Annotated in this window: 21 protein-coding genes and 1 pseudogene; 6 read left to right on the top strand and 16 right to left on the bottom strand. The window is 59.6% G+C overall.

The features are described from left to right. Positions 1–145: 145 nt before the first annotated feature. The 10 genes from ACH79_RS26705 to ACH79_RS26655 form a co-directional block, all read right to left on the bottom strand. A complete protein-coding gene (locus ACH79_RS26705; protein ID WP_161853604.1) occupies positions 146–1375 on the bottom strand; it encodes an efflux RND transporter periplasmic adaptor subunit in 1230 nt (409 codons plus the stop codon). Between the two features lie 3 nt (positions 1376–1378). Then, positions 1379–3742 carry an ABC transporter permease gene (locus ACH79_RS26700; RefSeq protein ID WP_161853603.1) on the bottom strand — a complete coding sequence of 788 codons (2364 nt, stop codon included), beginning with the start codon at positions 3740–3742 and terminating at the stop codon, positions 1379–1381. Between the two features lie 4 nt (positions 3743–3746). Next, the gene (locus ACH79_RS26695; RefSeq protein WP_202639333.1) at positions 3747–4454 is read right to left on the bottom strand and encodes an ABC transporter ATP-binding protein; all 708 of its coding nucleotides are present in this window, start codon (positions 4452–4454) and stop codon (positions 3747–3749) included. 97 nt (positions 4455–4551) lie between these two features. Continuing rightward, a complete protein-coding gene (locus ACH79_RS26690) occupies positions 4552–5733 on the bottom strand; it encodes a methionine adenosyltransferase (protein ID WP_246738723.1) in 1182 nt (393 codons plus the stop codon). A gap of 152 nt (positions 5734–5885) precedes the next feature. Then, positions 5886–6632, bottom strand: coding sequence for a formate/nitrite transporter family protein (locus tag ACH79_RS26685; protein WP_246738139.1), 747 nt, complete (start codon positions 6630–6632; stop codon positions 5886–5888). Beyond that, a complete protein-coding gene (locus ACH79_RS44280; protein ID WP_246738138.1) occupies positions 6610–7497 on the bottom strand; it encodes a hypothetical protein in 888 nt (295 codons plus the stop codon). The genes ACH79_RS26685 and ACH79_RS44280 overlap by 23 nt, the downstream gene beginning before the upstream one ends. Before the next feature lie 195 nt (positions 7498–7692). Then, the gene (locus ACH79_RS26670) at positions 7693–8367 is read right to left on the bottom strand and encodes an isoprenylcysteine carboxylmethyltransferase family protein (protein ID WP_161853601.1); all 675 of its coding nucleotides are present in this window, start codon (positions 8365–8367) and stop codon (positions 7693–7695) included. After that, a complete protein-coding gene (locus ACH79_RS26665; RefSeq protein ID WP_161853600.1) occupies positions 8364–8618 on the bottom strand; it encodes a DUF2933 domain-containing protein in 255 nt (84 codons plus the stop codon). The genes ACH79_RS26670 and ACH79_RS26665 overlap by 4 nt, the downstream gene beginning before the upstream one ends. A gap of 277 nt (positions 8619–8895) precedes the next feature. Beyond that, positions 8896–9273, bottom strand: a complete 378-nt coding sequence (locus ACH79_RS26660) for a cupredoxin domain-containing protein (RefSeq protein WP_161853599.1) — start codon at positions 9271–9273, stop codon at positions 8896–8898. Next, the gene (locus ACH79_RS26655) at positions 9270–11711 is read right to left on the bottom strand and encodes a heavy metal translocating P-type ATPase (RefSeq protein ID WP_246738722.1); all 2442 of its coding nucleotides are present in this window, start codon (positions 11709–11711) and stop codon (positions 9270–9272) included. Before ACH79_RS26655 ends, ACH79_RS26660 begins: the two co-directional genes overlap by 4 nt. Positions 11712–11926: 215 nt before the next feature. On the opposite strand from ACH79_RS26655, the gene ACH79_RS26650 reads away from it, so the two are divergent. Next, positions 11927–12175, top strand: a complete 249-nt coding sequence (locus ACH79_RS26650; RefSeq protein WP_161853597.1) for a hypothetical protein — start codon at positions 11927–11929, stop codon at positions 12173–12175. A 109-nt stretch (positions 12176–12284) separates the two neighbouring features. Next, positions 12285–12545, top strand: coding sequence for a hypothetical protein (locus ACH79_RS26645; RefSeq protein WP_161853596.1), 261 nt, complete (start codon positions 12285–12287; stop codon positions 12543–12545). Between the two features lie 95 nt (positions 12546–12640). Here the strand turns inward: ACH79_RS26645 and ACH79_RS26640 are convergent, their stop codons facing one another. Then, complete coding sequence (locus ACH79_RS26640; RefSeq protein WP_161853595.1) at positions 12641–13852, bottom strand: OpgC domain-containing protein; 1212 nt, start codon at positions 13850–13852, stop codon at positions 12641–12643. 336 nt (positions 13853–14188) lie between these two features. On the opposite strand from ACH79_RS26640, the pseudogene ACH79_RS44275 reads away from it, so the two are divergent. Beyond that, positions 14189–14409 (top strand): annotated as a pseudogene (locus tag ACH79_RS44275) (c-type cytochrome); the annotation flags it as partial. Positions 14410–14583: 174 nt separating this feature from the next. Here ACH79_RS44275 and ACH79_RS26635 read toward each other — a convergent pair. From ACH79_RS26635 to ACH79_RS44270, 3 genes are all read right to left on the bottom strand, one after another. Beyond that, on the bottom strand, positions 14584–15243 hold the full coding sequence (locus tag ACH79_RS26635; protein WP_161853594.1) for a DUF6064 family protein: 660 nt from the start codon (positions 15241–15243) through the stop codon (positions 14584–14586). A gap of 346 nt (positions 15244–15589) precedes the next feature. Then, positions 15590–15991 carry an EF-hand domain-containing protein gene (locus ACH79_RS26630; protein WP_161853593.1) on the bottom strand — a complete coding sequence of 134 codons (402 nt, stop codon included), beginning with the start codon at positions 15989–15991 and terminating at the stop codon, positions 15590–15592. A 344-nt stretch (positions 15992–16335) separates the two neighbouring features. Further along, complete coding sequence (locus ACH79_RS44270; RefSeq protein WP_246738721.1) at positions 16336–16464, bottom strand: hypothetical protein; 129 nt, start codon at positions 16462–16464, stop codon at positions 16336–16338. An 894-nt stretch (positions 16465–17358) separates the two neighbouring features. On the opposite strand from ACH79_RS44270, the gene ACH79_RS26620 reads away from it, so the two are divergent. Continuing rightward, positions 17359–17583: an ethylbenzene dehydrogenase-related protein gene (locus ACH79_RS26620; RefSeq protein WP_246738137.1), complete on the top strand. Its 225-nt coding sequence runs from the start codon at positions 17359–17361 to the stop codon at positions 17581–17583. Between the two features lie 191 nt (positions 17584–17774). Here the strand turns inward: ACH79_RS26620 and ACH79_RS26615 are convergent, their stop codons facing one another. Continuing rightward, on the bottom strand, positions 17775–18845 hold the full coding sequence (locus ACH79_RS26615) for a medium chain dehydrogenase/reductase family protein (protein ID WP_161853592.1): 1071 nt from the start codon (positions 18843–18845) through the stop codon (positions 17775–17777). A 133-nt stretch (positions 18846–18978) separates the two neighbouring features. Then, the gene (locus ACH79_RS26610; RefSeq protein WP_246738720.1) at positions 18979–19377 is read right to left on the bottom strand and encodes a pyridoxamine 5'-phosphate oxidase family protein; all 399 of its coding nucleotides are present in this window, start codon (positions 19375–19377) and stop codon (positions 18979–18981) included. A gap of 184 nt (positions 19378–19561) precedes the next feature. Between ACH79_RS26610 and ACH79_RS26605 the strand changes: the two genes are divergently transcribed. Together ACH79_RS26605 and ACH79_RS26600 are read left to right on the top strand one after the other, a co-directional pair. Next, positions 19562–20170: a DUF2269 family protein gene (locus ACH79_RS26605; protein ID WP_161853590.1), complete on the top strand. Its 609-nt coding sequence runs from the start codon at positions 19562–19564 to the stop codon at positions 20168–20170. Positions 20171–20939: 769 nt separating this feature from the next. Continuing rightward, the gene (locus ACH79_RS26600; RefSeq protein WP_246738719.1) at positions 20940–21218 is read left to right on the top strand and encodes a cytochrome c; all 279 of its coding nucleotides are present in this window, start codon (positions 20940–20942) and stop codon (positions 21216–21218) included. The last annotated feature ends 7 nt before the right edge of the window (positions 21219–21225 follow it).

The following is a 21225-nucleotide window of genomic DNA, read 5'->3' as shown; positions in this document are numbered from 1 at the left end:
GGCACGTCTTGGAGCGCCAGGCGGTACACGGTCTTGCCATCTTTTTTTGCGTATAGAAGCACTGCCCACTTCACCAATTTCGGGGTTAGGGTCTTCATCGATCGTCAAACCATGTGAGAGCGAACAAAGAGGTTAATTGCCAAGCCTACCTTTGGGCAACGCGGACCCCATCAGAGATTTTATCGCTGGGATGGAGAACCACCTGTCGTCCCGCGGCCAAGCCCTCCAGCACTTCCGCCATGCGGTTGTTGCGATGGCCTATCTTGACCGACGTTAGACGCACGCGGCCGTCCTCGACAGCGAACAACGCCCAGTCTTCTCCCTTTCGAAACAACGCACTCACGGGCACCGTCAGAACGTCATCCGCGCTCCAGATGGTTACACGTACGATGACCCGGTAATCGTGCCCCAGCCGGGACCAAAGCTCCGGCGGGTCGACGAAGTCGATGGTAACGCGAACCCGCTGCTCCTCGATGCCGAGGGCCGACACCTTGAGGAAACCGGCCGGATCGACACGGACCACCTTGCCCCGAACCGCCGGGCCGCCCCACCCGTCGATCCGGACCGGCGCACCGACCTTGATCTGCACCGCGTCGGTGGACAGCAGATCGCATACGATCTCAAGGTCGTTCGGATCACCGATGTCGACCAACGGCGCACCAGGCGGAACCACCGTTTCATTATCCTGTACGATCTTCAGGATCCGCCCGCTGGCCGGAGCAAGCACCCGCACGCAGCACGCCGGATCTGTCGGCGCAGCCACGTTGGATGGGTCGATCAATCGTGCGGCGAGGCTTGTCCGCATGTTGCGGCGGAAGTCCAGTTGGGCCTTCGCGCTCGCCAGCGCGGCTTCGTTGCTGGCGACTTCAAATCTAGCTTTGTCAAAGGCCTGAGTGGAGATCGTTTGCGTCCGCGCCAGTGCCTGCGCTCGCTGGAATTCCGTACGGGCAAAATCGAGCGCAGCTTCGAGCCGACGGATTTCGGCAGCTTGCTGCTGGATTGAAGCGTCCGCCGCGATCACCTCCGCTTCAAGCTGATCGCGAGAGCGCACGTCGATAAAGCTCGGCGGCGTCGGCTGCATGAGCGCGACGACGGTCTCGTTGGCGGTCACCTGGTCTCCGACATGGAGCGAGGAACCCTTCATACCCATAGGGTGGGAAATTCTTAGAACCTTGCCGCCAACAGGCGCTGATACCGTGTAGATGTGCCGCACATTGGTCCTGCCGTCGTCGTCGGCGGTTACTTCGAGCGGCCCTCTTGCGACGGTTGCAAGATCGACAGCGAGCGGCCGCGGCCAGGCAAACCACGCCAACAGCGCGGCGATCGCGCTGACGATAACAATGCCTATGATCCGCTTCGTCCAGTTTGCCGGCATCGGTCAATCCCGCGTTTTGAGGACGGCCACGAGGTCCAGTCGGTTGATGCGCTCTCGGATGATGAAGGCCGATGCAATAGCCGCCAGAAGGACGACCGCGCTTGCGCTTACATAGGTCGAATGCTCGACGACCAGACGCACACGCATCAGCTCGCCGGCCAGATTGGTTTTCATGATCCACGCCAGGCCGTAACCCACGGCCCATCCCGGCGGCTGGGCGATCAGGGTCAGGATCGCCAGTTCGAGCAGCAGGATGCGCAGGACTTCACCGCGCCTGAAGCCGAGCACCCGCAAGCTCGCCAGTTCCCGCGCCCGTTCCGAGAGCGAGATTCTCGCGTTGTTATAGACAACCCCGAACGCGATGACCGCCGCGAGTCCCGTGTAAATGCTGGCCATGGTGGTGATGAGGAGTGCGACCGTCTTGCGAAAATTTGCCAGCGAAACCCTCTGCAGCGCCACTCCGCTTACCGCCGGCATCGCCTTGATGGCGGCGTAGAATTCGTCTCTGCGATTATCGTCCAAGCTGAGGTTGACACTGTTCACGACAGGCCCTTCGCGTATCAGGCGCGCCAGAGCCTGCATGTCCATCATGCCCCGGATACCAAAGTAGTCCTCTACCAGCGCCACGACCTGCAGGGATGTCGTTCGCCGCGCCCCTTCCAGCAGATCGACCTCCACCGAATCTCCGACCCCGACGCCCAGGATATCCCCGAGCATGCTGGAGATCGCTAGACCTGTTGCGGGAAGCACCACCGGCCGCAGATCGACATCGATGATGCGCCTGAGATCGGACTCTGGACGGCGGCCGCTGATCGTGACGCGACGCTCTACATTGCCGTGCCGGATCCGCACCGGAACTTCTCGAAACGGTTCGGCTGCAAGCACGCCAGGGAGTCGCGCCACCTGCAGGACAACATTCTCGGTCCGCTTCTCGACAAAGCCGATCGTCGCATCCTGCCGATCAGCCAGAAAGTAGGTAACGTCGATCAGCTGCTCCATGGTGTCGCGGGTAAACAGCGATACCACGAGTATTGCGGTCGCAAGCGCCATTCCGAGGGTCGTGAACGCGGCTCTGACCGGATGGCGCGAGATGTTGCGGAGCATCATCAGCGTCGGCTGCGAAACGATTCGGTCCAGCGAAAATGTTACGGGCACCAGGCGGTGAAAACTCGGTGGCGCGGGCGGCTGCATCGCGATTGCCGGCGGCAGCTTCACAACCTCCCTTAGTGCGCGGATTGCACCAACGATGGCTGCGGCGGCGCTTAACGCGCCCGCGATCGCATAAAGATCCGGTGATCGAGCGAACAGAAGGAACGGAAAATGAAAAAAATCGCCGAATAGCGCGGTGACGCGCAATCCCAACAGCGTCCCGACCACGCTGCCGATCACAATTCCGATCAGAACGATGAGCGCCACAAACTTCAGATAGTGCAATGCAATGCTGCTGTCGCGATAACCCAAGGCTTTCAGCAGCCCAATCTGCTCGCGCTCCAGCGCCACCAGCCGGCTGAGCGTGAGGTTAACGAGAAACGCCGACACCAAAAGGAAAATCGGGGGCAGCGTCCGGCTCATGTTGTTGAGCATATCAAGCTCATGGTCGAGCCAGGCATGCGAGGTCTGATCCTTGCGGCCGTGGGCCGCTTGCCCGCCGTAGGCGTCCAGCAGGGAATCAAGCCGGGCGATAACCTCTGACTCCGACGCGCCGCGTTGCAGCTTGACGGAGACTGAAGAGAATGCACCGTCGAGATCGTAGACGCTCGCAAGTGCTTTTTCCGACATCCATACGATGCCATAGCGGCGGTCGTCCGGCATGAGGTCTCCAGGTCCCACCGTGTAAATGAACTCGGGAGACAGCGCCGTACCAACGATGACGAGCTGGCGCTTCCTGCCATTCAAGATGGCGGAAAAGCCGGCGCCAAGTGTAAAGCCATGCGCCTGGGCGAAACTCTCGTTGACTACCACCTCTTCCGCCCGTCCGGGTTCAGGGAAACGCCCGGCGCGCAGATAGAGCCGATTGAGCGTGAGCTCGCCGCTATCCGGCAGCGAGACGAATTGCGCGCTGGCAGGTTCGGAAAATCCGGGCACGTCGACCAATGCGAGCCTTGCAATGCGCGCATCGACTGCGGTCACGCCCGGAATTTGCGCGATCTGGTCCACCAGCGCCTTGGGCGCACGCTTGGCCAGCGCAAAAACATCGGCGAATGCGTATCGCTCGTAATAGGCAATCCGGGTTTCATCGAGCGAGCGGTGTGAGCCGACCGCGAGGATCAGCGTCGCCACCCCGCCGCCGATCACCAGCGCAATCGCCAGCACCTGCGCCCACAAGCGCCTCGCATCGCGAAAGAGCTTGATGTCGAGCGCCGACATGATGTCACCAGACCAACTGCGCCGCCTCGCGGCGCGTTTCGTTTTGCTGGATCCTCGATATCCGGCCATCAGCGAAGAACAAGACCCTGTCCGCAACCTGCTGGATGCTTGCATTGTGGGTGATGATCAGCGTCGTGGTGCCGAGCTGACGATTGACGCCGAGCAGCGCCTCGATGACCTTGATTCCGGTTTTCGAGTCGAGCGCGCCCGTGGGCTCGTCGCACAACAGCACCGCGGGACGCTTGGCGATGGCGCGGGCGATCGCAACACGCTGCTGCTCGCCACCCGAAAGCTGGGCTGGAAAATGATGCATACGCCCTTCGAGCCCTACCAGCTCAAGGGCTTCGGCCGGACGCATTGGCCGCTCCGAAATCTCGGTTACCAGTGCAACGTTTTCATAAGCGGTCAGGCTGGGAACGAGGTTGTAGAACTGGAACACAAATCCGACGTGCCGGCGCCGGTAATCTGTCAACTCGCGGTCGCTCAGGCCAGTCAGCTCGAGGTCCTTAAAGAACAGCTCACCGCTAGTCGGATGATCGAGTCCGCCCATGATGTTGAGCAGCGTGGTCTTGCCGCTGCCGGACGGGCCAAGCAGCACGACCACTTCCTTCTCGGAGATCTCCAGATCGACGTTGTTCAGCGCATGAACCTGCACATCGCCGGAGACGTAGGTCTTGGTCAGGGCCGTGGCTGTAAAGATCGCTTCGGACATGGCGCTAACTTGAACCAGCTTCATCCGAGGAACTTGACCTAAATCAGCAAGATTTCTGATAGCAGGCACAATCCTTAAGAATGCTGGATGCGAACGGTCAGAATACATCCACGTTCCCGGCCACCATTTGCCTGATCAGTTCCGAAATTCGGTTCAGATGGTCTGCGACGAGGTCCTTCACAGGGCCTCTCAACTGGTCGAGCGGCAACTGCTCCGGTGTGGCAAGTTGAACGCTGATCAGAGCAGGCTCCGACACAGGTGCGCCAATTTTGCTGACGATCAGGCACCGTGCTTCGACGATGTGCCGAAAGCTCGCCACCATAGCCTCCGCCAGCTGCGCGGCGAGAACGTTGTAGATCTTCCCGACGTGGCTGACTGGGTTCTTACCGGCCGCCGCCTCAAGGCTCATCGGTCGGCACGGCGTGATCAAACCGTTGACGCGATTGCCCCGGCCTACCTGTCCGTCATCCCCTGACTCGGCCGAGGTGCCGGTGACCGTCAGATAGACGCTCCCCGACGATGCATCGTCCGCGGCATTGACGGTGACATCGCAATCCGGAAATCCGTGTCTGCCGGCGATTTCGCGGACCCAGGCAGCGAGTTGGGCCTTTTGTTCCAGATAGTCCCCGATCCCGGCAAGAAACCCTCCGATCATCGCGCAGGCGACGGTCAGATCAAGGCGGCTGCCGTTGCGAACGGCCATCACCTTGACGTCTTCGCCCCATGCCGGATGATCACGCCCGCGGTCCCGGCCATGCAGCCCTCGTTCGATGGCGCGCACCAAGCGCTCCAGCGCACTCGACGGCGCGTGGCCGACCCCGAACGAGGTGTCATTGGCGAGCGGAACGCCTTGCCTGCCTTTCCTGGAAAACAGCCCCTGCAAATCCTGCGATCCCTGGTGAACCAGAGTTTCGATGCGGACGTGGCGTTCCACATCGAGCGCGTGGAGATTTTCCGTCAGCCATGCACGCGAGCCTTCGATCGCGATTTCATCGACCGGAATGGCCTCGTTGCCCGCGGTGGTGATGGCGCGGCCGGCCAGGAATATCCTGATCGGAGCAATGAGGCTCCCGCCCCCAAACGCCGGCGCAGCCTGGCCTCCGCTCAACAGCGCCTTGTCGACGTTATGGTGGAGCACGCGACCAAATCTGTGCTCATACTCGCGACAAAGATTGCGGGAGAGCATTTCCGCCAAGGCGTCGCAGATCGTGTCCGGATGACCAAACCCCTTGCGTTCGACGATTTCGACATCATCGATCGTCCGCAGCGGCGAAATCATGATGGGAAGCATGGCGGTGACCTCTCAGCCGCGTGAACTCCCGCTTTCGGGCTTTCGCAGATAGATGAACCAGTAGGTGATACCGACCACCACACCCCCGATCATGTTGCCGATCGTCACCCACAGCAGATTCATGAGTGCACCGAACACGGTCAGGTGCGGGAACGCGGACGGGTTTTCCCAATCGCGCCCCAGAACGTAGTTGCCGCCCAGAGCTTGGTCAGCAGCGCGAACGTGAGTAAGTACATATTGGCAATCGAATGCTCAAATCCAGCTGCCGAGAATGCCGCGATCGGGAAGATGATCGCCAGGATCTTGTCCGTCGTTGTGCGCGCGCTGTAGCAGAGCCAGGTCGCCAGACAAACGAGGATATTCGCGAGGATTCCGTGAATGAGGGCCTGCGGGCCCGACAGGGACGCCTTGCCGTTGGCACTCGCCAGCGCCGTAAGACCGACTGCGCCGTTCCCATGGTCATATCCCGCGGACAGGAACACGAGAAAACCAATTGCAATGGCGCCGACAAAGTTGCCAACGTACACAAATGCCCATGCCCGCAGCAGCTCGCTCGCCCGAATGCGGCCGCTTGCGCACGCCATCACCATGAGATTGTTGCCGGTAAATAGCTCCGCGCCTCCGACGATGACGAGGATGAGGCCAAGCGAAAAGACCGTGCCGCCTAAAAGGCGTGTGAAACCGTAAGGCAGGTTGCTCTCAGCGCCCGCCATAACGACAACCGAAAACATTGAGCCGAAAGCGACGAAAGCGCCGGCGAGCACGGCGAGCGCAATCAAGCTCAGTGTATCGAGGCGGGTCTTCTGCACGCCGATCTGCTCCGCCCGCTCCGCCATTTCCGACGGCAACAGCGCATCGATCGAATTATGATTTCCCGCGTCCAGCATCAGCGCCTCGGCAGTTGTGGCGATCCGTTGCAATAATCAGGAACGCACGCGCGTTGGGCTTCTCCACCCAGAACAGCACAAGGCTGGCGGCCCATAGCAATGCCATTGCCAGCAGAACCCATTTGAAGTCCGAATCGATCAGGAAGTTGACTACGGCCATCCAGCCGATCGAGGCAGCGCCTCCGATCAGCGCGCCGATGGCTGCGGGCGTCGAATGCTGGCGAAATGACGTCACGGCCAATGTAACAATCAATACGCCGGTCGCCAGGACGTAGTCCCCCATGACCCGGAAGACATGGGTGAGCCACAGTTCCAGCCGGGGATCGAACTGCGCCGGCGGCAATGCCATGTAACGGATGTCTTCGGGCAACAGCGGCGGGCGCAGGAGAAGGAAATAAAACCCGGTGCCAATCAGAGTTACGCCTGCCGTCGCCAGGACGATCGATGAGGGCGCCCAAGACCTGTGATCAGGTTCCATGGCAGTCCCGATAGAAGCAGCGGTAGCTCCGCTCACGCGCGCAGCGAAAATCTTTGAAGCAACCGGTCGAAGAAGGTCGCATGCCAAGCTCCCGTGACTAGCGCCTATGGTCGTACTTGAATTCCAGATCAACCGGTTTCGGCTGACCGGGCGCTCGATTGTCAACCTGATCGTATAGAGGTCGCGCCCGGGCAAATCGAAAAACCCGCCATAGCTGGTGGTGTTCGCGATTTCCATCCGATCGAGATACTTCTTGATGCCAGAGAGACCGATCCCGGAAACCTGAGCCTTGACTGCCGCATCCGCCACCCTGGCACCGCTCGCGGAATCGAACACGGCAGCGACAACGTGATACGCATGCGAGCCTTTTGGGACGCGGCCGTGCATCGGCTCTTACTCGTGGCCGGCTGCTCCCAACCCTTTCACAATCTCCGCCGGCACGACACCGAGATAGACCGTCATCCCGCCGGCCGTTTTGGATTGCCGCGTGTCCTGCGCTGCAGCGACATCGCTCCAACGAGCGGCAGCGCGCCAACACAGAGAGCGCGAAGAGCCGCCGCAATAGCTTGCCGTCGCGAACAGCTAACCATGCCGATACTCGTCTGTGGGAGGCTGGCCCAGGAGCCGTCCAAGCTTCGGAATAAATCCGGGCACCTCGGCGGCATATTTGGCGTACGCTTCGCCGAACTCGGACCTGGCGTCGTGCTCCTCGCTTCGCGCCAGCTTGACATACATCACCGTCAGCACGGGAAACATCGCGAGCGTCAGGATGGTCGGCCATTGCAGCAGGAAGCCGAACATCACCAGGATGAATCCGACATACTGCGGATGACGCACGTAGCTGTAAGGACCGGTGGTGGCGAGCGAACGCGTCTGCTGCGCGTCATAGAGAACTTTCCAGGCGGTGGAGATCAGGATGAACCCTCCGCCGATGAACACGAAGCTCAGGATGTGGAATGGACCTGCGTGCGGATTGGTCTTCCAGCCGAACATCATTTCCAGCAAATGACCCGCGTCATGCGAGAACCAATCGATGCTCGGAAAGCGCGACTGCAGCCAACCAGACAGAAAATAGATCGTCAGTGGGAAGCCGTACATCTCCGCGAACAATGCCACCAGAAAGCCACTGAAGGCGCTGAACGAACGCCAATCCCGCGGCGTCTGAGGCTTGAAGAAGCTATAGGCAAACAGGATAAAGACCGCTGAATTGATAATGACAAGACCCCATAAGCCATAGGCTGGCGCGTCCCCGCTCATGACAATCTCCCGTCGCTATCGTGTTGACGACCTCCGTGACGACCGTGTCCGCCGTGCATAAACAGGTGCATCAATGGACAGGCGAGCAGCGGCAACCAGATCAGCAATCCCAAAACATGGGCCTGATGTTCGGTGAACAGGAGCGCGCCGGCGATGATCAGGAACCCGACCAGGACCAGCCCCACGCGCGATTTCGTGGACATTCCCGCGCGGGTGGGCTCTTGATGGCTGGAATGATCTTGCACTGACATCGGCAATTCCTCCTAACCGATGGCAATCTAGGTTGATTCGAAGATGCCGTTTTGACTCAGATCAAGAGGCATTAGTCCGCAATCGAGGCTCGGACTACGAACGGGGGTGAATACGATGCTTCGGCATTCTGCTTGCCCGCGTTTGCAAGCTTGCCGACGGCATCATCGGTCCCAAGCCTGCAATATCGGCACCTGAAGAAACTCGAAGCCGGACTTAAAGCCGAGCCACTCTCGCCGACGACCCTGCGTCCAAGAACAGGATCATCAGTGCGCAAAGCTACTCAACGACCAGCTTCCCCCGGAACATCCCCATCGGGCAGCCAAAGCCAAACTCGCCGGGCGACTTCGGCAGTAACTCCACGGCGACAGTCTGCCCTGTGGGGAGGTCGGCACTCTTCTGGAAGTCGGCGAAGATCACCTTGTCCGAACAGGACGCCGTCTCTTCCCGCCGGAAGTTCAGCCGGACAGGCCGCCCGCTTCGAACAATGATGGTGTCGGGCGTATAGCCCCCCTTTACCAAAATCATTGCTTCCTGGTAGCCGCCCGTGGTTTCGCTGGCGCGAAACCCCGTCGAGCGTTTAAGCCAGAAAAACCAGACGATAAATGCGATCAGCGCCAAGCCGGCCGCGGTAGCGATCCAACGATCGGGGCTCATGATGCGGTCCTCCGGGGATTAAACAGTCGAAGCCGGTTGGCATTGGTTACAACGGTAACCGAGCTGAATGCCATGGCGACCGCGGCAATCAGGGGCGAGAGCAGAAGTCCCATGAAGGGATAAAGCACGCCCATTGCTACGGGAATGCCGAGGGCATTGTAGCCGAATGCGCCAACCAGGTTCTGGCGCACATTCCTCATGGTTGCGCGGCTGATCTCGATTGCGGTCACAACGCCTATCAGGCTCCCTCTGATCAGGGTGACATCGCTGGCTTCGATGGCGACGTCGGTGCCCGTCCCTATCGCAAAGCCCACATCAGCCTGAGCCAGCGCCGGAGCATCGTTGACGCCGTCGCCGACCATCCCGACCGACTTTCCTTCGAGCTGCAACTTCTGCACCTCGTGAGCTTTGTCATCGGGCAAGACCTCAGCCAGCACCCGCTCGATGCCAACCTGCCTCGCAATAGCGCGTCCGGTCCGTTCATTGTCGCCGGTGAGCATCACGACTTCGATACCGAGCGCCTTCAAGGTGTCGATCGCGGCCTTCGAATCCGGCTTCACCGTATCGGCGACCGCCACCAGTCCGGCGGACTTGCCGTCAACGCTGACATACATTGGCGTCTTGCCTTCATTGGCCAGACGGCCCCAATCCCCTTCCAGCATATCGATTGCGATTCCGCGATCGCGCATCAGCTTGGCGTTGCCAAATAAGACTCCACGGCCATCGATCTTGCCGCCGACGCCGTGTCCGGGAATAGCGGAAAATTCAGTCGCATCAGAAAGCTTCAGGTCACGGGCCCTAGCTCCCCTTACGATTGCCTCGCCGAGGGGATGCTCGGACCCGCGCTCCAGTGACGCCGTCAGGCGGAGCACTTCTGCTTCGTCGTAACCTTTGGTAACGACCACATCCGTAAGCGCCGGCTCGCCCTTGGTGATGGTTCCGGTCTTGTCGAGAATGACGGCATCGAGCCTTTCGGCGGCCTGAAGTGCGTCACCCGACCGGATCAGAATCCCATTCTCAGCTCCTTTGCCGATTCCAACCGTTAGAGAAGTTGGCGTGGCGAGACCGAGCGCGCACGGGCAGGCAATGATCAGGGTCGTCACGAAAACCACGATTGCAAATACAAGTCGCGGTTCCGGTCCAAAATCGTACCAGACGATCGCGGCCAGAACCGCCAGGATCATCACCGATGGCACGAAATAGCCGGACACCGTATCTACAACGCGCTGGATCGGGGCCTTCGAGCTCTGCGCGTCCTTGACCATGTTGATGATCGTTGCAAGTGCGGTGTCCTTGCCGACCTTGGTTGCAGTAAAGCGGAAGCTGCCCGTCTTGTTGAGCGTACCACCGATCACCTCGTCGCCCACCTGCTTCTCGACAGGCATGGATTCCCCAGTGATCATCGATTCATCCACGGCGCTCGAGCCAGAGTTCACACGACCATCGACGGGAATCTTGTCGCCCGGCCTCACGACTACCGTGTCATCGACAACCACCTCTTCAACGGCGATATCGATCTCTTTGTTTTCGCGGATTACGCGCGCAGTCTTCGCCTGCAATCCAATCAGCTTCTTGATCGCCTGCGAGGTTCGGCCCTTGGCCTTGATTTCAAGCGCAAGCCCGAGGACGACCAGTGCAATGACAACATCGGTGACGTCCCAGAAAACCTCGGCAAGTGCCATACTCGGAAAGATTTGCGGCCACGCAACGGTAACGACCGAATAGGCAAAGGCCGCGCTGATGCCGACTGCGATCAGGGTATGCATGTTGGCGGCACGATGTTTCAGCGCGTCCCACATGCCGACGAAGAATTGCGAACCGGCCCAGACTAGCACGGGAAAACTCAGCACGCCGAGAAGCGCCCAAACGATCCGGCGGGTTTCGCTGCCCATCGGCATCCAATCCCGCAAACCCGGAACCAGATCGGGATAGCTTAGCGCCATGACTGGAACCGAAATCACGGCTGCAAACCAGAACTTTCGCATCAATGTGCGGTATTCTTGCTCGTTGGCTGCTTCGGCGGGATCGAGCAACTCGGCTTTCGCGTCGATTTTTGGTTCGGCAACCCGGTAACCGGCCGACTCGATCGTTTCTCGGATGGTCGCAAAGTCTGCTTTCTCCGGTTGATACTCGATATCCGCGGCATTGGTTCCGAGGCTCGCACGAGCCGCAACAACCCCAGGCGTCATCTGCAGCGCAAGCTCGACACGAACGAGGCAAGAGCTGCAATGCATGTTCTGGATTGGAACGCGCATCGTGGCGGTCCCTGCCGTATATCTAACGGTACGGATGGCATGAAGTATGTCCGAGACCTTCGTTCGTGCAGGATCGTAATCAATCCTCGCAATTCTGGTGCTTGAGTTGACGCTTGCCGACTTTACCCCCGGCACCGCCGCGACAGCCTTCTCGATGGCCGGCGGGCAATGGGCGCAGGTCATTCCACCGATGCGAAGCTCGATTCTATGCCGCGCCCGGCACCGCAACACTGACACTGGCGCGTCCCCGCTCATGACGATCTCCTGTCGTAGCAACTCCGCTCCCTAACGGGCTGGAAGTTTCAGTCTTTCAAAGTCGTGCAAAATTGATCTACCGCAAAGTGCGAAACCGCCACCCTGATCTAATTCAGTCTGTCCTCTAGCTCGGAGAAACAGACATGATCACCCGCAACCTCCTAGTCGCCGCTACTGCGCTTTCGCTCGTCGCCTTGCCGGCGATGGCCCAGACCGAGAAGACCGATACCGAAACAACGGGCCACCACTACAGTGGCGGCCCGAGGAGCGACCCTCATCACATGGGCAAGAAGAAGCATACCGGCGTAACCACCGGTAAGGCTGGCCCCCGCGGCAGCCATCACTACAGCGGCGGCCCGAGGAGCGACCCCCATCACATTGGGCCAAAGTAACGTCGGCCACGGCATTAAGAACACCCGCGCTCCGCGTTCGCCAGCGGCTGGCAGATTTGGAAGCCTGAGGCTACGCCGCCCGAGCGTGACGGAAGGATCGGAGTGCGAGATGAACGATTATCGCGTTTCCTTCTACAAGGATCTGTTGAATTCCGATGGCCATAGTTCCAAGTGTCTCCAGCGTCAGGTCGATGTCCGGTCGGAGGGTCCGTCTGAAGCGCTTGTGCTTGCGGAACGTCTGGTCGACAACGAGCGCCTGAATGCCGACTGCATAGAGGTAATGCACCGGACGGGCGGCCATCATGAATTCGAGCATCCCTCGAATCATTCGCCCGCGCCCTGCAAGCGCACATGGAATCGCGTCGCGTGATTATCTGATCGCGATGGATCGAATCCCGGAGATCCACGCCGGCAGTTTGGGCGCCGTTCGATTCTCCGCTCGTTGCCGGTAATCGTCCTCTGGTTTCAGGCGGAGCCGACTAACTTAATATCTGGCTGGACCAGTTCGGCAGCCGGCGCGTGACGATTTTGGTTAGCAGGCTGATTAGCATAGCCGTGAGCAGATTTTTCAACGCGCTTCGACCAGGACCGGTAGTAGGCGACGGCCGTCATGATTACGATGCCGGCGGTTCCAACCAGCAATTGAGCGATAATCCCGTCGGAAGTCATCGTCAGGATAAAATACCCGATGAATGAAAGGTAGATGCCGACGGCAAACACTTCGAGGGATTGCTGGCCGCATTTGATCAGCGGTTTCCAGATCGCAGCCTGCAGCCCTGCCGCATCGATCGGTATGAACCGCGCACCCAGAATGATCACGATGGCGAGATGCAGGAAGCGATAGGGCGCCAGATTGGTCTTGTCGTTCGGGTTGAAGGCGTCGAACAGAACGCGCGGAAACAACGTCTGAAGCTCCGGTATCAGCCCGGATAGCGTCATGACGGCCGCAAAAAGCAAATAAGCCAGCCCGACCACGAGGACGGCCCGGGAGCGCACCAGGAAATGCAGCGTATTGGCGCCACCGAGCGCCAGCCATGCGCCAAGCACGAAAAGAAGCTGCCACGCGAACGGGTTGAAATACCAAACGCCCGATGGATAGGAGGGCAGATTCCAGCCTAATTGCCGGGCGGCGAAATACAGCGATACAGATCCCAGCATCACCCAGTTGCGGTGCCTGAGCATCAGCCAGAGCACCGGCGGAAAGGCACCCATCAGGACGACGTAGAGCGGCAGCACGTCGAGGTTCAGCGGCTTGTACCGGAGCAACAGCCCTTGCGTGATGGTTTCGACCGGTGCGTTCAGCAGCGGCACGACATTGAACCGGTCTATGAGACCGGGCGCGTTGAAGCTGTTTGAGAGCAAATGGACGGAAGCCAGATAGAACACGAACAGCAGGATGTGGGCGGCGTAGATCTGCCACACGCGCCGCAGCAGCCTTGTCGTTCCGAAGACGAAGCCGCCCTCGAGCATTCGTCTGCCGAAGACGAGCGCCGAGGTGTAGCCGGAGATGAACACGAACAGGTCGGCGCCGTCGCTGAAGCCGTAATTCCGGAACGAAAACCAGGCCAGCACGCTGGTGGAGACGTGGCCAAGGAACATCAGCCAGTTGGCGAGGCCGCGGAACAGATCTAGCCGCAAATCCCGCTTCGACGGTGGCAGTGCAAGCTCGACCTTCATTTACTCCTAGCCCACATTTGACAGGCGTCGAGACTTCGGCAGTATCGATGCAGTCGGGAATATCTATCCTGTGAAGCCCTTCGGCGATCATAGGCGCAAGCAGCAAGCCTTGCTTGAGGTATATCAAGGCCCCGCCCGGGGGGTCCTGTATCGGTGAGGTGGATTACGACTACCTCCGGTCTATCGTCCCTAATCTTTGCCTGCGACGTCCTGAGTAAATGGCGCATTCCACAGAGGCGGAGCTGCAAAGGAACGAGTTCTGATGATGCTGGCGTTTAGTCTCGCCACCTTGACGCCGGCAGAGTCGGCTTCGCCTCAAGAGTAGCCCGGCTAACCTTTGCGCTGAAGAATTGCGCGAAGTGTCATTCAATCGACAGGGTCTCGCCGAGCCGGCTCAAGATTGCGCCGCCGTTTCGGACGCTGCATGAGCGTTACCCGATCGAGACCCTTGTAGAGGCACTGGCCAAGTCATCTCAACCGGCCATCCCACCATGTCCGCCTTTCAGCTCGAGCCGGACCAGCTTGGCAACCTGCTGGCGTATCTGTCCCTCGAATAGGCGAACCGGTTCACGGCTCCAGTCGAGCTTTCTCTTCGCATTCCTGCCGGCGGGCCGCGGTGGCCGATTGTGGAGCAGCAAATGCTCGGAATTTGCTTCTGTTTTCGCGGCATTGCGGATATGGCCCGACTTGCTGATAGCTCGACCCGGTCGAAGAAGTGCACAAACTTGCTCCTACGCAGCCCGGGTACTCTGTAGGGTCCGATGTCGATCTCGGAAAAAGATTGATAGCGAAGCGATGAAGCCGCTCACGAGCAGAAGCCAGTCTTGCGGCACATTCAGGAGAGCGGCGGCGCTGCCACCAATCAATGACCAGACGAAAGGAACAACAAAAAGCCAGCTCGGCACAGGACGCAAGGTCAGCAGCAGCATTCCAAACGTGAAAATTGTTATTGGGCAAGGCGTGACGCCGAACATTGGCATCTCGGGATAACGATGCCCAGTGGCTAAGCCAATCAATGGATAAGCGATCGCTGCATAGGCCACTAAGGAAATTCCCACTCCGGTCGTTAGGATGGGTCGCAGGCCAAAACGAACTTGATCGCGATACACGCCTGCATAAACAAGATAGCAGCCCTGGACGATGAACAGCGCAGCAAAAATGTAGGCAGCGTTATTGATCGCGGAGAATGAAAGTGCGTGATAGGCAACACCGGTCCACAGCCACATCGCGGCCAAAATCCCGGTGATGACGCGATCAGCGGCTCGTGTTTTCCGAAAGAGTGATACGACTGAGAGGGTGCCGAGCACATACGCTGCAATTTGGATAGGCCAAATGGCTTGGTTGTAATTCACAAACACCCCAAGGAATTGCTCTGACGTAAAGGGCAACATGGGTACGCTCCACCTGCGCTTCGGATGAAGGCGCGAGAACGCCCTCTAGCAATTTCAATACGTTGGCAGCCGTTTCCAAATAAGGAAGGCGGTCCGAACGGGAGGCCGATTAACAACGCCGGCAGTCCGCCGCTTCGAGCCGATGCCCGCTTTGATTGCGAATCGATAAGCTCTTGCGACGTTTTATTGCTCGTAAAAAATGAACCGTCGCATTGCGTCAAAACCTGCCGTTCGTTCACGCATGGTCTCGACGCTCCACAGCCGCGGCCGACTGAGACAATTTCCAATCACCCAGAGCTCTCAGAGCGTTCAGGATAACGGGCATGGAAGGGATCGATCGAACTTCCTACTGCTGCCGAACCGATTTCCCGTGCATAAACGCTTGCATCTCTTCCTGGGTAAGCCGTCCATCTTTGTTGCTGTCCATTGCCTTGAAAATTCGCTCGTGAGGCACCTGAAACTCCGTTAATGAGATGGTCCCGTCGCCCTCGCCGTCCATCAGAGCGAACATCATACGCAACATGATGGGGGGCCCCATTCCGCCCCCGCCCATCATGCCGCGACCCATCATGCCTCCTCCCATCATACCTCCTTGCCCAGTCGTGCCGGCCCCTTCGTGGCCCACGGGATGGGATTGTGCTTGTTGCTGATCTGACTGAGACATCATTCGGTCCTGAGCAATCGCACCGACAGCACCATACGCCAGCATGAGAGCAGATATCGTGAGTCCTAAAACGCGCCTGTACATTTCGAACCTCCTCAGAAAATCATCCCCCAATTAGTTCCGCACACGCTGCCGTGATTGACTACCGAGATCGTTCGCCCCGCGCTATTGAGCCGACTAGCGGACATTGCAGCCCGCGTTGCGGAATTGTCCGATCACGCGACTGACAAGCTCGGGCGTCGGAGTGGGCGTTCCGGTGTGCTGATAGTCGAGCTTCATTGCCTTCCATTTGAACGCAACAGATATTTGTGGTCGATTTTATCTCCGAGATATCCAGACGTCTCGATTGCCGTGTGGAGACCCATCTTCTTGGCGCCAGCAAGTATCGGTTCCGGCATGCCGCACCATTGGCTCGCCGCCCGAAATAGTCAGGCCGCCGTCAAGTGCGCGTAGTGCCGGCGCAAAGCCGCCGAACCGAGCGATGATCTGTTGCGCTGAACGTATGTTCCATCTTTTAAATGCCACGTATCGGGGTTGTGACAATACGAGCAGCGCAGCAGGCAGCCCGAGACGAAGAGGACGACCCGGACGCCGGGCCCGTCGTAGCGTGATGAGGTCTCGTAGGAATGGGCGTAGCCGAATTCGCCGCCGGCCTCCTCCGGCGCCTGGCTTTTATCCGGCGCGTTCGGGGAAATTCGACGCGTAGATCGTGGCGGTTACCGGGCTCTAGGATTCCGAGATGTGACATGGTAGCCCTCCCTCAGACTGGGTCGTGGAAGGTGCGGCTGATGACATCCTGCTGCTGCTCGCGTGTCAGCCGGATGAAACTTCACGGCATAAAACCATCTTTGTTGGCCTGCGATAATTTTAAGCCACCAAGAGTGGCGGAAATACCGCTTCCCAATCTATGTCGCTTTGCTTTGGTGCGACCCCTTTGGGCGTCCACGCAGTTTCGAACCGATTACCGCATTCCGTGCAAGACCAGAGATTGAGAACAAGCCGTTCGCTGACAAATTCGGACCGATCTGGAGCAACCACCTCCTCGCCGCATCCGGGACAAACCTTTCCCCACTGGCGCCGAATATTGGATTCTGTTTCCATTATTACGCCCTCCCTTGTTTGCCCTTATCGTCCGCCTCGAGAACGAGGAGTCTTTTTTATTTGGAATAGAATCAAGCTACCTAGTCGTCATCCGCATTGATCTCGATCAAACGGCAAACAATTCCCCTTTTGCGAGATCATCGCTCAACCTGCCACCTAAATGGCGATCCTGCCCCTTAATTGACATAGGAGAACGATGTCCGGGGAAAGACTGGAAGATTTGCTATTTTTGAAGCGACGAAGGTTCACCGCAGGAATTCACATGCCTCGACTTCAAGCGCATTCACAAATCGATATCTGCCGACCAACTGCGCAAGAGCGACCACTTCCTGATCCGCGAGCAGAATGCGGTGCCGTTCGACCCCAATGCAGGTTGGAAAGCGGGCGATCTAATTTCCGACTACGCGATCAGCCGCGAGGATTCCGCGAGGTCAGCAGCCAACAATAACGCGATCGCCAGCTGGAAGGACGGCTTGTGGACCAACATGATGGTCCGCCCGCTCGGTCTGACGAATGATGACGACAAACCCCTTGGGGAGGGTGGCGTCTACAACGTGGGCTTTCGCCGTGCATGACGACAACATCACGACGCGCGGTCACCACGTGTCGCTCGTCAAGACACTCGGATTTGGCCCCAAGGCCGATTTCGAGGCTGTCAAACTTCCTTGATCCGAGCGCTCGTGGTCAGGAACACGGCCGGGACCATCATCGATCACTGCGCGCGAAATTTGCGAACCGACACCCGGAGCAAGGTCGCAAGCGTGGCCTAGAGGGAAGTGGAGTCCGGCTCGCGCTGAGGTGGCGTCCGGTCGCGCCGCGGCGGGAGGTCCGGGCAGAGGACGAGCTTACCCTCGAGACCGCCCGCTTCGAGCCGGCGGTGCGCCTCGGCGACCTCATCGAAAGAAATCCGCTCGGCGACGCGCGGCTGGATCGCGCGACTAGCCAACAGCTCGAAGAGCCGCTCAAGGTCCTCCCGGAACCAGGCCGGATGGCGCGCCCGCATCGCATTGATCGAGTAGAAGCGGACACGCTTGCCGCCTGGCAGCCACCCCCACAGATACAGGCGCGCCATCGACACCAGAATGGCGAGCATCCGACGCTGTGCCTGCACGCCCGCCGTGTAGCCATAGGCGCAGAGTTGGCCGCCGGGCTTGAGCGCCGCCAACGAGCGGCGGCCGCCGCCCTCACCGATGCCGTCGAAGATGACGTCGAACCCGCCTGGCAGGACGCGTGTGAAGTCCTCGCGCTGGTAGTCGATCGGCGTGCCGCCCAGCTCGCGAACCAGCGCCGCGTGCTCGCCGCGCGCGGTGCCCCACAGCTCAAGTCCGGCCATCCGGCCAAGCGTGAGGAGTGCCTGACCGACGGCGCCGGCGGCTCCATGCACCAGCACGCGCTGGACCGGTTGCACCCGGGCCGTCCGGTGAAGGAGCTGGTATGCGGTCGTCCAACTCAAGATCAGCGTTGCCGCCTCCGCCGCGTCGACGCCCGCCGGCATGCGCGTCACTTCGTCGGCCCGGAGCGTGCGATAGGCGGCATTCGACCCCACGACCGTCATATCGGCCACGCGCTCGCCAAGCTGAAAACCGCTCACGCCCTCGCCGAGCTGATCGACTTCCCCGACGACGTCGTAGCCCAGCACGAACGGCGGCCGGAGGTGCATCGTTTGCGGGTAGAGGTGGCGCCGGATGACGACATCGGTGTACACCACGCTCGAGGCGAGCACGCGGACCCGCACCTCGCCCCGGCCGGCCGACGGCAGCGGAGCTTCGACGACCTCCAGCCCGTCAGGACCGCCGAAGCGGTTGACTTGAACAACCCGGTTGCGCGGCTCCTCCATGGGCAGACTCCTTGCAGCTCATGATCGAGCGCAGGGCAGGAAAACGTTCCGCGGCTGCTTTGCCAACCGAGCCGCTGTTCCGCCGCATGCGGTAGCCGCAGTCAAGGCTCGGCTCGATCAGCCGGGTGTGTCTTCAGCAGGCGACGAGATCGGTGTGCCCAAAGCCCTTGGAGTAGTCGAGCACAGAGATGACCGTCGGTGTCAGGCGGAAGATGCGGACTTCGGAAGGTTTCGGTATCGGTAGGTCGACCCCCTTCTGGTCCGGGTACCGCGACATCAGGAGCTCCATGGCCTTTTCGGCTTCGGCAGGGTCGGCCACGACGTTTGCCCGCGCCGCCATGGATAGCCCAGTGATGTCCATAACCTGGGCGGGATCGTCATCGATGGCCAGTGACACGCGGTCGTCGCACGCCAGGTTCGACGCTTTTTGGCTATCCGGGCCGCACAGGAAGTAGATCGCAAAGCCGTCGTTCGCATATCCCACGGTGGTCACCTGTGGCCATCCGTCCGGCCGGAGCGTCGCAATTCTCATGGTGCGGTGTTGATCCAGGAGCGCAAGGATTTTCCGCCTGAATGAGTCATCCATCGATCGCCTCCACATCAATAACAGCTATTTTAGCAGCGGTGGAATGGGCACCTTTGAGGAATCTCAACGTTTCCCGGGGGCAATGTGACATTCTGGTATGCCGCTCGGGGGCGTGAGGACGAATGGTGCAATGGACGCCTACCTGCTACTGCGCTTTGCCCATCTGCTCGGCCTCATGCTTATGTCGGCCGGCCTCGTCGGCGTCTTCGTCTCTGATATGCGTTCGCGCCAAGTGCGCGACCTGAAGCTTTTCGCCCAGGCGGTGACCTTGATCGCCGTGTTCTACGATGGGCTAGTCGTTCCGGGGGCGCTCCTTCTGCTCGCGAGCGGCACGTGGTTGATCGTCTCCTACCACGGTGGGTGGGACTTTCTGAGTGTCCCGTGGCTTGCCGGAATGGTCCTTCTCTTCGCCTTCGAATTCATCGAGAGGAACACGATCACGCGCCTGTACTTCATGCGGCTGCGGCGTCTGACGCGCCAAGCCATTGCCGCACGAGGAGTGACCCCGGAGCTTGCGCGAGCGCGCAACGAGCAGCTCGCGTCGTTCACGCATTTCTTGGACATTCCGATACTTCTGGTGATTGTCTCGCTTGGTGCGCTGCGACCAAGCGACTGGATGCAATTTGTCTGGGCGACCGCGCTTGCGGTGGCGGTCGCTTCGGGGCTGAATTACGCAATCCCGCGCATATATCCCTGGAACGGCGAGGATCAACCGCGCACCGAAATCCAAACAGATTAAGCTAGATCCATCGCAGAGAGCCCATACCAATGCTGCAGTAACAGCAGCAGCTCTGACACCCGCTCCGGCGGCGCGTTGGCCCGAGCACCATCACTCACCAGCTCGTCCTTAAAGCTCAATTGACCGATCTGCCGCTCCGCCATCGGGAGCGAATCTCTCGCTAAAGAATCATCCGACGCCAACTTATGCAAAGCCCTCGCAATAGCGCGATGTCCAGTCGAAAGAATCAGGTGGGTGGCTCATTTCCAGCTTGTGCATCAACTCCGGCTCTACCGGCGGGCAACTCGCTGACCGATTGCGAAAGAAATTCAAAACGTTCCTATCAAGCGTGGCCCGGCGATCGTTTCACCTGCTCTTGCTCGTTGAGTCTCTTGGATCGACCGATGCACGCGATGCCGAGGCATTCTCGGTGAACCTTGATCGCATCACGAGCACGGCGCGAAAGGGCACGGAAATGACAGTCATGGCCGGCGCCCGATTTAGTTGGAGCCCCGACGAAAACCGCCGGGGCCTGCCCCAACTCCTAAGCCGCCTGCGTCGAGCGGTCGGCACCCCGTTCAGGCGGTTCGTTGGCGACTTTAGTGACTTTATGAGTCTCGCCAAACGTCGCATTGAGCGATATCAAAGGCACGTCGAGGATACCTCACGAACGAATCCGCGCGCCCAGAGGGGTGATCGAATGAGCGGACTGCGATACCAGTCAATTCTGAGGTCAATACAACGCCCTACGCGGATGAACCGGGACTGGGGTCTGTTTCTTGTCGCTGGTATGATCAGTTTGACCCTATCGACGGCGATGGCGGCCGATGCGGATCATGGTGCAGAACTCGCAAATCGCTGGTGCGCTTCCTGTCACGTCGTCGGCAGCGAGCAGAAGCAGGCCAGTGCAGATGTTCCTCCGTTCTCGGCAATAGCGCAAAAATCGGATTTCAGCGCCGAGAAACTGGCGTTCTTTCTGCTGGAGCCACATCCTAAGATGCCAAATTTTCCGCTGAGCCGAAACGAAGCGGGCGATATCGCCGCCTATATCGGATCGCTTCGAAGATAGGCCGCTG

Origin of the sequence: Bradyrhizobium sp. CCBAU 051011, from assembly GCF_009930815.1 — a bacterium.
Lineage (GTDB): Bacteria > Pseudomonadota > Alphaproteobacteria > Rhizobiales > Xanthobacteraceae > Bradyrhizobium.
Note: the sequence above shows the minus strand (reverse complement) of the source record. Positions and strands in the feature narration are given on the sequence as shown.